The sequence below is a fragment of the Desulfuromonadales bacterium genome, from assembly GCA_035620395.1.
GTDB lineage: Bacteria > Desulfobacterota > Desulfuromonadia > Desulfuromonadales > DASPGW01 > DASPGW01.
In genome coordinates this window covers 1-11,153 of sequence record DASPGW010000104.1, presented here as the reverse complement: position 1 = coordinate 11,153, position 11,153 = coordinate 1, and the positions used below count along the sequence as shown (strand labels likewise).

The 11,153-nt window shown below is 62.0% G+C and carries 12 protein-coding genes; 2 read left to right on the top strand and 10 right to left on the bottom strand.

Annotation, left to right across the window (positions count from 1 at the left end; genetic code table 11):
• From VD811_05970 to VD811_05955, 4 genes are all read right to left on the bottom strand, one after another.
• On the bottom strand, positions 1-2,009 hold a 2,009-nt coding region (locus VD811_05970; GenBank protein HXV20517.1), incomplete at its 3' end, for a hypothetical protein.
• A gap of 45 nt (positions 2,010-2,054) precedes the next feature.
• Positions 2,055-2,495, bottom strand: coding sequence for a VOC family protein (locus VD811_05965; GenBank protein ID HXV20516.1), 441 nt, complete (start codon positions 2,493-2,495; stop codon positions 2,055-2,057).
• Between the two features lie 108 nt (positions 2,496-2,603).
• Positions 2,604-4,610: a SpoIIE family protein phosphatase gene (locus tag VD811_05960; GenBank protein HXV20515.1), complete on the bottom strand. Its 2,007-nt coding sequence runs from the start codon at positions 4,608-4,610 to the stop codon at positions 2,604-2,606.
• 85 nt (positions 4,611-4,695) lie between these two features.
• On the bottom strand, positions 4,696-4,995 hold the full coding sequence (locus tag VD811_05955; protein ID HXV20514.1) for a hypothetical protein: 300 nt from the start codon (positions 4,993-4,995) through the stop codon (positions 4,696-4,698).
• A 279-nt stretch (positions 4,996-5,274) separates the two neighbouring features.
• Between VD811_05955 and VD811_05950 the strand changes: the two genes are divergently transcribed.
• Positions 5,275-5,568: a hypothetical protein gene (locus VD811_05950; GenBank protein ID HXV20513.1), complete on the top strand. Its 294-nt coding sequence runs from the start codon at positions 5,275-5,277 to the stop codon at positions 5,566-5,568.
• Positions 5,569-5,708: 140 nt separating this feature from the next.
• On the opposite strand, the gene VD811_05945 is transcribed toward VD811_05950, so the two are convergent.
• Positions 5,709-6,116, bottom strand: coding sequence for a DoxX family protein (locus tag VD811_05945; GenBank protein ID HXV20512.1), 408 nt, complete (start codon positions 6,114-6,116; stop codon positions 5,709-5,711).
• A gap of 195 nt (positions 6,117-6,311) precedes the next feature.
• On the opposite strand from VD811_05945, the gene VD811_05940 reads away from it, so the two are divergent.
• The gene (locus VD811_05940; protein HXV20511.1) at positions 6,312-6,482 is read left to right on the top strand and encodes a hypothetical protein; all 171 of its coding nucleotides are present in this window, start codon (positions 6,312-6,314) and stop codon (positions 6,480-6,482) included.
• A gap of 98 nt (positions 6,483-6,580) precedes the next feature.
• Here the strand turns inward: VD811_05940 and VD811_05935 are convergent, their stop codons facing one another.
• From VD811_05935 to tsaA, 5 genes are all read right to left on the bottom strand, one after another.
• Positions 6,581-7,207: a CAP domain-containing protein gene (locus VD811_05935; protein HXV20510.1), complete on the bottom strand. Its 627-nt coding sequence runs from the start codon at positions 7,205-7,207 to the stop codon at positions 6,581-6,583.
• 114 nt (positions 7,208-7,321) lie between these two features.
• Entirely contained in the window at positions 7,322-8,302 is a 981-nt protein-coding gene (locus tag VD811_05930) for a hypothetical protein (protein ID HXV20509.1), read from the bottom strand.
• Positions 8,303-8,341: 39 nt separating this feature from the next.
• Positions 8,342-9,583 carry a C45 family peptidase gene (locus VD811_05925; protein ID HXV20508.1) on the bottom strand — a complete coding sequence of 414 codons (1,242 nt, stop codon included), beginning with the start codon at positions 9,581-9,583 and terminating at the stop codon, positions 8,342-8,344.
• Positions 9,584-9,980: 397 nt separating this feature from the next.
• Positions 9,981-10,325, bottom strand: a complete 345-nt coding sequence (locus tag VD811_05920) for a DUF4124 domain-containing protein (GenBank protein HXV20507.1) — start codon at positions 10,323-10,325, stop codon at positions 9,981-9,983.
• A gap of 140 nt (positions 10,326-10,465) precedes the next feature.
• Positions 10,466-10,948 carry a tRNA (N6-threonylcarbamoyladenosine(37)-N6)-methyltransferase TrmO gene (gene tsaA / locus VD811_05915; protein ID HXV20506.1) on the bottom strand — a complete coding sequence of 161 codons (483 nt, stop codon included), beginning with the start codon at positions 10,946-10,948 and terminating at the stop codon, positions 10,466-10,468.
• Between the last annotated feature and the right edge of the window lie 205 nt (positions 10,949-11,153).

Sequence of the window (11,153 nt, the reverse complement as noted above, 5' to 3'; positions counted from 1 at the left end):
TCGGAGGCAAATACCTCCACGGTGGGGTAGAGGCCGTCGTACTGGTAGAGCAGACTGTACGCCGGTCGCCGGGTCTGCGTGCCGTACAGAACCGTGGCGGCATAGCGGTGCCGCTCGATCGGATCATGGCCGGAGGTGATGGCGCCGAGCTGCAGGCCGTCCTCATCCGAACCCAGCCAGGGAAACCAGTACCGGGGGAGCAGCGCGTCGCCGACGGCATAGGGACGGGCAGGATGCTCTGCAGGAAGAGCGACGGGCGTCGGATCCGGTTCCTTGAGGTCGGGCGCAGGCGGTTCGACCTGCCGCCACTGGGCGTTGTCCAGGTGCGTGGCGGCGAGGTCGAATCCCGCGGCACCATAGGCTGTCAGAAAAAGCGTGTCGCCGGCCGGGGAAACGGCCGGGGAGAAGGCGCCGCCCAGCAGGTTGGTGACCTGATGGAGGCTCTGTTCCTCGGGACGCCAGGCGTACAGGTTGTAGATTCCGGAGCGATCCGAAGAGAAAAAGACCGTGCGACCGTCGGGACTCCAGGCCGGCGCCGAGTGGATCCCAGGGCCGGGCGCCCATTCGGCCAGCAGGTCGCCGGCCGTATCGATGATCCGCAGGGTATATAAACCCCGGTCGTCGCGGGCGCCGACGACAATGCGCCGGCCGTCAGGAGACCAGCGGGGAGAAAAGTAGTCGTGCCGGTCCTCCGGGGAGGATAGGTAGCGCAGGTTGCCGCCCTCGCCGTCGAGCAGCGCCAGGCGACTGCGCCCGGCGGCGGTGAGCACGCAGACAATATCGCCGCCGACGGGGGAGGCGTCCGGGCTGGCGGCCCGCAGTCCCCGTGTGAGCCGGAACTCCCGTCCGGCAGCCAGATCATAGCGGAAGAGATCGTAAAAAATATTGTCGTAGCGGTCCCGCTCCAGCTTGGCATAGACCAGTCCCGATTCGTCGGGCAGCCAGGAAATTCCGGCGCCGCCGGCGAGCACCAGGCGGCGCAGCAGAACACGCCGACCGCTGCCGTCGGCATTCATCAGGATCAGGCTGGCGACGCGATCGGCGGTCTGGGAGGAATATGCCAGCAGCGCCCCGGAGGGGGATACCGCCGGGAAAATGTTTCGATAGCCTTCTTCCGTGAGCCTGATGAGGGTCGGCCACGGCTCTCCGATCCTCTCCCGCTGCGCCCGGTAGTGTTCCGTCAGCACTTCCTGCCAGAGTGGCCATTCCTGTTTGAAGGTGAAACCGAAAGTTTGCCGGGCGGTGGAGTCGACCATGAAGGGCAGCGACCGACCGCCGTAATTCCGGCTGAGCCGGCCAGGCAGCTCGGGGCCGTAGCGTTCGACCAGGTAATCGTAGAATTCGACGCCGAACAGATAGGGGGTTTCACCCGCCGGCCAGGAGTCGGGAAAGACGGCCGCCTGCGCCAGGGTCGGGAATCGTCCCTCCAGGACCGCCATGCGCAGAACCATGTCGGTATAAGTGGAGTGGCCCCGCCCTCCCGCCGTCGCCCTGGTCTCATAAAAGGTAGCCAGTCCCTCGATTCCCCACGCCGGCTGGAGAAGGTTGGGGAAATAGACCCGGCCGAAAACCTGGCGCAGCCATGCCGGCAGTCCATGCACCGTGTCGAGATGCAGGGTGTGGGCATATTCGTGGGTGATGACCAGGCGCAGCCAGTTTTCCTGATCGGTCAGGGAAAACGGTTGTTCCAGGGGCGGGGTCAGGAAAATGACGATTCGGTTGTAGGGAAAGGGAGTGCTGAAGCCGTTGGGGGCGTCGGTCACGTCGGCCAGAACCAGATGGGTTTTGGCTGACGGTGCCCATTGGAGCGCAGGGGAGAGGCGGCGGTGCGTTTCCTCGGCGATGCGGACGGCGTGCGGCACGACATCTGCCAGGCTCTCATGATAGTGAATCCGAAAATGGTCGGATTCGACGGTCAGCCACTTGAGCCGGGGGTCAAGGCGGCTCTCGGCCGGCGCGGGGGTCAGCAGGGCAAAAAGACCGACGGCGATAAGCACGAAATATTTCAACACAACCCTCCCGCATCGGATACTTGAAGATTATCGCCGGCTTTCTCAGCTCTGCCGCGGGTATTCGGCCAACTCCAGCAGGATGCCGTCGGGACCGCGGAAATAGACCAGCTTCTTGCCGGTCTTCTCCCAGGTCTGGACGGGACTGAGGAACTCGACTCCGGCCTCCTGCAGGCGGCGAACGGTCTCCTCGATATCGGTAACGGCAAAAGCCAGGTGGCGATAGCCGATCCGGTCGGCCTGGCCGGGATCGTCGGCCGGACGGTTGTCGGTGTCGAACTTGAGCAGCTCGATGGCCACACCGGAGCCGGGGTGGTGCAGGGCGACGAACAGACCCCGGGCACCCCGGATACCGGTGACCTTTTCCAGAAAACGGGCGTCGAGCTCCGAGCGGATTCCTTCCCTGAAGCCGAGCAGGAAGAAGAAATCCCTGGTCCTTTCGAGGTCGCTTACCACGATGTTGAGATGGTCAATCCGTTCGATCACCGTATTCCTCCAAATCTTTAAACAATTCAGGTGTTTCCGTTTTCCTGGTCGATCGGGGACAATGAAGCGCCCAGTCTACACAATCCCAGGCGTCATTGCCAGTCGCCATCAGCATTTGACCACGATCAGGGTCAGGTCATCCTTCGGCGACGGCTCGCCGCGGAAATTGGCCACCGCCGCCATGACGGCAACGAGGATCTCCTCCGCCGTGCCTCCGGCGGCGCCGGCGACGGCCTGCTGCAGGCGCGCAATCCCGAACAGTTCCCCGGCCGGCCCTTCCGTCTCCCAGACGCCGTCAGTCCCGACCAGCAGGATATCCCCCCTCTGCAGAACCCTTGAACCGCCGGCTTCGAAGGCGGCCTCCGCCATGATGCCGAGGGGAATGCCGGTGCTGGGAAGTTCGACAAATTGACCGGATTGCCGGCTGAACTGGAAAACCGGGCCGTGCCCTGCTGAAATCCAGTGGAAGGTACGGTTTTCACTGTCGATGATGCCGTAAAAAAGGGTCATGAACAGGGTGTCGGCGGTGTTCTCGGCCAGGTGCCGGTTCAGGTCGCCGAAGAGTTGGGCCATGGTCAGCCCGCTGCGGGCGGCCTGGGACCGGAGAACGCCGCGGGCGGTGGCCATCAACAGGGCCGCCCCGACGCCATGCCCGGTGACGTCCCCGACTGCCAGTCCCAGCCGGCCGGGGCCAAGGTCGATGAAGTCGAAATAATCCCCGCCGGTTTCGTCGCAGTAGAGGGTCTGCCCGGCGATTTCGAATCCCGGCAGACGGGGCGGACCGAGGGGAAGGAGCATCTGCTGTATTTCCCGGGCCAGGGACAGGGAACGTTTCATCTCCAGGCGTTCCTTGAGCTGATCCCCCATCCGGTTGAAGGTCTCGCCCAGGGCCTGCAGTTCGTCCCCTGTGCGGATATCGACCTTGGTCTTGAAATCCTCTTTCGCCAGGCGGTCGGCCGCCTCGGCGAGACTGGCCACCGGCCGGGTGACCGATCCGGCCCGGAAAAAGGCGGTCACGACCACCCAGACGACCACCGCCAGCAGGAGATAGGCGTAAAGCGCCAGCCCCTTACGGATCTGTTCGCCGAAATAGGCTTCGGCCTGTTCTACAGGAGCCAGGAGCAACTCGACCGGGACAATCACCAGGGGAAAAGGTTCGCCGGCCATTCCGGGGCTGTAGGCCATCAGGGCCGCGCGGCCGTGCCAGTCCATTTTCCTGATCCCGGCCCGGCCGGCTCTGACGTCGCTCTGGAGGGCTGCCAGTTCTTCCCGGCTCGCCGAATCGAGGAACTCTCGAGTCGGCGGGATTTTCCAGTCTTCATCCGTCCCCGGCAGACTCTCCCGGAGAAGAATTTCGATTCCAGCCTGGTGATCCTCCGTGCGGTGGAGAGTCACCACCAACGATTCAGCCTGGCCAGCCCACCGTTCAGGCCGTCGCCAGTCGGCGAACAGGCTATCATAGGCCACGTCGATGGCGGTCACCCCGGCGAAGGAACCGTCAGGGTGATGTACCGGCAGGGATATCGTCAACAGCGGCTTTCCGGTCATGGCATCGGCGACCACCTCCCGGGACAGACCCTCCCGGGCACGAGCCTGAAAGTACCAGGGCTGCTTGCGCGGGTCCTGGTCGAACGGGTAATTGGCCTGCCAGGGGTAGCTGCTGTAGACGCCCGATTCCAGTGCCGTATGCTGCCGGTAGAGGAGGGATGGGAGGATATGCTGGATGCGCCGGTAGGTTTCGGGCAGGCTGGAGAGGCGGGCGACGTCGCCGGCCGCGGCCTGCGGGTCGGCGTCGCGGATCAGGATGATGGCCTGTTCCCGGTGGAAACCCGGGATGGACCGGGGCTTTTCCGCGGCCAGTCGCCATTCGATCTCACGGGCTTGAAACTCAAGAGCCAGCCTCAGGGTTTCCTGGTTCCGCCTCAGTGCGACGCCGAAGTCGTTCACCCGTCCCTGCAGGAACTGGTATGCCCTTTCCTCCAGGACCTTGCGGGCGTCCGTCGTCAGGTTGGTGCCCAGTCGACGCATGGTGACCTGGTGCAGCAGCGCGCTCAGCAGAAGCGGCACCAGGGCGATGACCAGCAAGAGAATCAGGAGCTTCCCGCGGAGTTTCATGCCTTCTCTCTACGCCTGTGCCGCCAGAGGGATGGGGCACCGGTCAGGTGCTCCATCTGCCCATGATTATAGCACTCCTGCACCGTCAGGAGCCTTTCCGGGGCGTAGCCGCTGTTCCCGCCTCTTTGGTTTTGGCGTTGTCCCGTTGCCGCAGAAAAAGGAGGCTGACGGCTATAATCAACAATAGCGGCAGGGCGATGATCAGGATTTTAATCAGCTCGATCGCGCTGGCGTAGAAGGCTTCCTGAACGGTGAAGGCGGGCGGGAAGAAGGACTTGAGGTAATGGATTTCCTCGAGGGAGTGCAGGCAGACGGCACCGATGGCGGCAACGGCGAGCGTCACCAGGGCGACGAGGAACACTCTTTCGGCCTTGCTGCTACCCATGCGATGTCTCCTTTAAGAATAAAGTCCGCGGATCTGATATCTCGATTTTTGCTGAATAAATTATATTTAAGCTTTCAAAAATGTTCATGAATTGATGAACCGCCCCCAGCGTTCAGGAAATAATTCACCTAACCTGGACTATTCAGAGTAGACTGTACCATAACGCAGGAAGGGCGGCGTTAGTGCTGCCCTTCCTTTTTTGGCCCGACCGAACCACCCACCCCGGTGACCTTTGTGGCCTCTCGGCAATCACATTGCCGGCAAAAAGGGAGATCCAGCATGAGCGACAAAAAATCAACGGCAAAAAGTACCAAGCCTGCCGGGGGCAAGAAGGCCCCGGCGTCCCGAACTGCCAAATCCGACCCGGCGGCCGCCGAGCGGGAGCAGTGGGCAACCCTGCGCCCATCCATGAAGGTTGAACAGGCAATGGCCTACGACATGGACGGAACTTACAGGGCCAAGGCTTTGGTGAGCCATTCCCTGTTCGGGCTGGGGGTGGTGACGTGTGTGGCCGGTACGCGCAAGATGGAGGTCCTCTTCGAGGAGGGGAAGAAGCTGCTTCGTTGCCAGTGATTCGGTCGGGCAACGGAGCGCAAGGGAAGACCCAGGGGTTGGGTTGTCTCCTGTATGGGGAACACAGGAACGGGCGGCTGAAAGGCCGCCCGTTCCTGTTTGCCGGGATTCCACCACTTGGCAGCGTCAGCGTACTCTCCTCAACTGCGCCGCCGCCATCGGTGATCTCCGCTCCACGGGCCACCACCGGCCGCGGCAAGGTAAAGAAACACGAAGCAATACAGCGCGGCCAGCTCCCCGCGGTTCAGGAGCGGCCAGAACCCCTTGGGGGCATGGGCCATGAAGTAGGCCACGGCCATCTCTCCGGCCAGGAGGAAGGCCACCGGCCGGGTGAACAGCCCGAGCAGGATGAGCAGGCCGCCAAAGAATTCCAGCACCCCGGCCAGCCCCATCAGGGAAAACAGGTCGACCGGAACCTTTGCCGCTTCGGCCGGCACGCCGAAGAGCTTCTGGGCGCCGTGCTGCATGAACAGTAATGCCGTCACGATCCGCATGAGGCTCAGCAGGCGCGGCGACCATTTCGAGCAGATCAAATCGAAGTCAGCCATAAAACACCCCCATTCCCAAGTGGCTCTCAACTCGTTGTAAGACTAATCAAGAAAAACATATTTGCAACTATCTGCTCGTACGATCAAATCCTGGACCTCTCCCTTGCTGCGCGAACGTTTCATGTCGGTTGCTTCTCAGGGCTTTCAATTTAAACTTGAAGATAGAAATATCGGCCACTCTCAGGAGGAAGCCACATGATTACGCTCGATATCAACCCCGAAGAGCAGCAGATACTTGTCGAGACGCTCAATTCCACGGTTTCCGATCTGGGCATGGAGATCGCCGACACCGACCAGAAGGATTACCGGGAGGTGTTGAAGATGCGCAAGGCGGTATTGATGAAAATCCTTCAGGGTTTGCAGTAGGTTTACCCGTGTTGCCCCTTTGTTTGTCCTGGCTGTAATCCGAGAGGGAAGGAGTCGGAGCGGCTTCGGTTTTCGCGAGGATGTCAGGCTAACTTTATTTACTCCGTCGCGCCGCCGGCGAAGTCGATGACGCAGACGGTCCTGAGGGTCGGATGCGGACCGCAGGCCACTCCGGCCAGCCGGAAATCGGGGGAGAAGATGTTGGCGCGGTGGCCACGGCCGGGCACCCCGTCGTCGACGATCAGCTGGAGGACAACATCCCGGCCGTCGTTGGGGCCGTAGGAGATGTTCTCGCCGATGCTCCCCGTCCACTCCACCTGGCGGCTGACCCGCTCCTCCATCCCCAGCTTCCCGCGGCCATGGCCGGTCTCCCCCGATTGCGCCTGGTCCCGGGCCAGCTCCGCTGCCGAACGGGCCAAACCCTCCGCCCAGGCAAGCGGCGGCAGAGCTCGCTGTCGCTTGAGAAAGGCGATCGCCTCGTCGACTGCGGCCGGCCCCTCCTGGGTGAGAATGAAATAGGCCGCGCCGGGAGGCCGGTAGCGCTTCCCCTCGAAGAGGGCCCGGTGCCGCTGCAGATGGGCGGCGAAGGCCTGCGGGGAGGTGCGGGCGGCGTTCATCTCCTCCAGCACCGCCTGCTCCAGATGCGAGGCGGAGAGGGCGGGGAGGGCGCCGGCGAGAAGGAGGAGAGCCGCCAGACAGACGGTCAGAAACAGTTGCTTGTTCAATGGGATTCGTCCCCCTTCCAACGGGTCGGATCGGTGGCGATGCCGTCGCGCAGGCAGTGCGGATCTGCGTCGCTGCTGCTGATGTGCTCGAAGCAATTACCTTGCCATACCACCTCAACGCTTCGGGAGAGTGCGCTCATAGAATTTCCTGGCTTTGTACTTGACGTAATTTTTGAAGAGGATCGAGGTGTAGTGACCGGAAAACAGGTAGATGGATTCGGGATCGCCCATTTTTTCTTTCAACTCCCGTCCTTTTTCAAAAGGGACGGTTTTGTCGAAAAGGGCCAGGACCATCAGGACTTTTCTGGCATCGATATACTCGGCAAAATGTATGGGATCGCAGGTGATTTTGCGGTTCAGTGTTTCCTGCAAAGCCGCCAGTGTCAGCTGATGTTCCGCTAAATACTCGGTTCTACGTCTGGCGATCCCCGGCTCATTCGAATACGTCAGCAGGTAGGGGATATCGCCACCCGCCAAGGCCAATACGCTGGCGCCGATGCGCTCGTCAAGGGCACTGATCAGGGCTCCCTTGATGGCCCCCATGCTGATCCCGAAAACGCCGATTCGGGAGGCATCCAGCTCGTCCCGCGTCTCTATCCAGTCGATCGCCTGCCGGTGGTCGAAGACGATCTGCCGCAAATTGGCGTCGATGGATTCCAGGCCGTCAACGAGATCCTTTTTCTCCTGCCGGTGAACCAGGGCGGCCGAGAAACCGTGTTGGACAAAATACCTGGCAAAGGAGTCCTCCACGTCATTGCTGCCCCCCAGGATCGGCAGGACCAGGATGACGGGTTTTTTACCGTCCCCCTTCAGATCGTAATAATCGATGAGGATGTCGCGCTGACCGGGCAGAATGTTGTGGGTGGAAGGAAAGCTGATTTGCCGCTTGGTGTACGTTGAGCGCTCCTTGAGGACGCGCTCCTTCACGGGGCCTGTAAAACTGGTATACGAATAGGCTGCCTTCAATTCCTCGGGTAACGGCCTGGGGCCGCGGTAGGTCGGGTCTGCTCCCTCCTGACCACAGCCGGCATCGACCAGGCACAAGGCCAGAATGGGGAGAAGCCTGACCAGGAATCCCTTTACATTTGCTGGCATACGCGCCCCCAGGACCGGCAGGAGCCCTGACCATGGAATCTACCTGCCCAACGCTTTGGCGAAATCGAAATGTAACCACGGCTGATTGGCCGCCTTGCCAGGCTCGCCGGCTTCCTCGGTTGCGTTGGCGACCCAGGCTTCCAGGGTTGCGGGTTTGAGAATCACGTTCATCAGATTGCTCTTCAGGGATACCGGCGCTGTTAATGTCATCAACGTCCCGGGAGCAATCGTTCCGTAATGTCGGAGAATCTCCGCGTAGAGCAGGTCACCCTTCGCCCCGCCGTAGACCACGTCATTAATGGGGAGGTAGGTGTCGCCGCCCTCCCGCTCATCTTTCAGCAAGGTGTTCTCGGCAAAGGTCAAAACCCGGCCGCGGTCGGTTATGAACAGAAGGCCGCGTTTTTCGCCGCTCTGCTGCTTGGCGTCGCCGAGCACGTAGACGTAGGAGTTGGTCCTCGGCACGGCGGTGATGATCCTCAGCGCATCTTCCAGGTTGGCGGTCTCCCGCATCAGTTTGCGGAACAGGAAAATGAAGGGGATCCCCTCCATGCTCTCCCCGGGCGGGTTGCCGTACCCCATTTCCCCGAAGGTCATCTGTTGTCCGTTCATTCCCGAAACGGCGCCGATGAAGCCCGCATAGGCAAAGGTGACCGAAGCGTTGCCCTGATCGGGCCGATGCACCAGAATCGCCGGCCATCTCTGGATCCCCAGATCCCGCGACCAGTCCAGAACCCTGAGATGATACAGTTCGCCGTCGGCCGTCGCCTGGCCGAAGGCCACGACGTTGCTGCAGCTGGTCGGACTGAAGCCGCGGCTGAACCGCTTCTTCGACCCGTATTCGGAGATCTCGGGAATACTGTGAATCCAGTGGACCACCCGCAGGGGGACGTCGGCGCCATGGGCCAGCCCGCGCATTTCCTCCATCTCTTCCCGCGGGATGTAGGGCGCCATCAGGTCGTACGCCTCGTCCAGCATATCCTCGGCCATGAGAAGTTTAACCCGCCGGATGGTCTGCCGGTACATGGCCTGGATGTCGTCCCTGAGCAGGGCGCCGTGCTGGAAGCCCATTTCGTAGGGCGTGCCCTGCAGATGGAGGACCCGGATGGCGGTGGCCCCGGGAGCGGTGACGGTCTCCACGGAGGCCCTGGCGAGAATCTCCTCCACCCCGGCTGCATCCGCGATCACGACGGAGCGCTGATGGAGCGGCAGGTTGTTTTTGGGGACGACGCTGCAGCCGGCACCTGCCAGCGTCAACAACAGGGCACCCAGACCCGCAGTCATGAATGTGGATGGTTTTCCCCTCATCCTGTCGCCTTTTCTTTGATTGGGGCGGCTTCCCTCGGCGTTGCAATAACCAGCTGTTATCGATACTGAAAGGGCTGAAGAATCTCTCCCCATCGCGATGACGGTGAGCATCCCATCTCGATTCGTTCGACGGAAAAAGTACTGATTCTTCTACTTTCATGTTCCTCCAATTCTCCTGATTGTGTCAATCGGGCGGGGTTGCTGGAGGCACATAGCATGGTCCGACCCCGCAGAGATTCGGCGGGGTGGGGGAGGGGCGGGGATTTTTGTGAATGAGGGGGGTGTGATGTGGTCCCTTAGCTGTTTGACCCTGAAAATGCCGCAATAAGGTTCAAGCAGGGTAGAAGATCTGATGGTTTATGCTTGATTGCCGTCACTCCGCTTCTTCCTCTGGCGCATCCGCCTCGGGTGGAGGCGCCTCAGGCTTCGGCACTTCCATTGGCGCCGGGGGCGCCTGGGTGCGCGGTGGCGATGATTGGCGCCGTCGTTCGCGCATCTCGGGCTCGCTTCCCCGGGCTGCAGGGGGTGTCGCTGCCGGCGGCGACGGTGCGGGCTGCTCTCCTATGGGCTCGCCGATCTGCACACACCCCGGAGGAAACTTGTCCCGGTTGTTGGTCAGGAAGAGATTCCCATTCTTGTCCCGGCACTGGTAGACCACGGCGAAGGCCGCTCCGCACCAGAGCATCAGCAGCAGAAACAGGGTCGTGATTCGGGTCATGGCACACTTCCTTGGGCACGCAGCCCATTCTCGCGACAACGCTGTCGCGCAAACAACTACTCTCAATATCCTGTTTAGCAGGCGGCGGGAAAAAGCGCAAGAAGGAGGATGAGACTCGGGCGGCATGCAACCGGAACGGATCAGGTAAACCGCCGGTCGGAACGTTGGCGGGCGATTTCTTCCGGGGAGGATGCCAGCCAGCCGCTGCGGCTCCCCTCCACCCGGTCGAAGGCCTCGGCATACGGCTTGATGTCGAGCAGGGGCGTGCCGTCCAGCACATCGATGCCGCGCACCGTCAGACGGTTGCCCCGGACCTCCAGCAGCTCGACGACGGAGAGGCCGATCGGGTTCGGCCGCGCGGGGGCGCGGGTGGCGAAGATGCCGTGTTCCCGGCGGTCGAGGAAGGGAACGACTTTGAGCCGCATCGGGGCGGCGCGGTGGAAGTGATAGAGGAGGTAGAGGTGGCTGAACCCTTCCAGGTCCTGCAGCCCCGCCTCAAAGGCGGGGTCGATCACCACGGTACCGATCGCCTCCCGGGCCCCGGCGGGCTGGATCGGCATCCCCTCCGGGTTGGTGAAGGGGGAGTGGATGGTGCCGATGGGGGCGAAGGTGATCGGGTTCATGGTTTCCTTTTTTGCCGGAAAAGGCCGGTTTAAGGCCCAAAAAGGGGCCGAAGTCTGATGATTTTTGGTATGATTGCAGTCACTTAGCTCGGTCCGGCCCCACAGAACTCCCCGCTCTCAGTTCGCGGCATCAATAGCCTCCGGAAGCGCCACCGCCTCCGAAGCCCCCGCCGCCCGGGCGGAATCCCTCGGCGGCGGGAGTCTT

Coding starts and splice junctions, on each gene's coding strand:
- VD811_05930 (HXV20509.1), bottom strand. CDS start 8,302: ATGCCAGCAAATGTAAAGGGATTCCTGGTCAGGCTTCTCCCCATTCTG.
- VD811_05960 (HXV20515.1), bottom strand. CDS start 4,610: ATGAAACTCCGCGGGAAGCTCCTGATTCTCTTGCTGGTCATCGCCCTG.
- VD811_05925 (HXV20508.1), bottom strand. CDS start 9,583: ATGACTGCGGGTCTGGGTGCCCTGTTGTTGACGCTGGCAGGTGCCGGC.
- tsaA (HXV20506.1), bottom strand. CDS start 10,948: ATGAACCCGATCACCTTCGCCCCCATCGGCACCATCCACTCCCCCTTC.
- VD811_05950 (HXV20513.1), top strand. CDS start 5,275: ATGAGCGACAAAAAATCAACGGCAAAAAGTACCAAGCCTGCCGGGGGC.
- VD811_05940 (HXV20511.1), top strand. CDS start 6,312: ATGATTACGCTCGATATCAACCCCGAAGAGCAGCAGATACTTGTCGAG.
- VD811_05920 (HXV20507.1), bottom strand. CDS start 10,325: ATGACCCGAATCACGACCCTGTTTCTGCTGCTGATGCTCTGGTGCGGA.
- VD811_05945 (HXV20512.1), bottom strand. CDS start 6,116: ATGGCTGACTTCGATTTGATCTGCTCGAAATGGTCGCCGCGCCTGCTG.
- VD811_05955 (HXV20514.1), bottom strand. CDS start 4,995: ATGGGTAGCAGCAAGGCCGAAAGAGTGTTCCTCGTCGCCCTGGTGACG.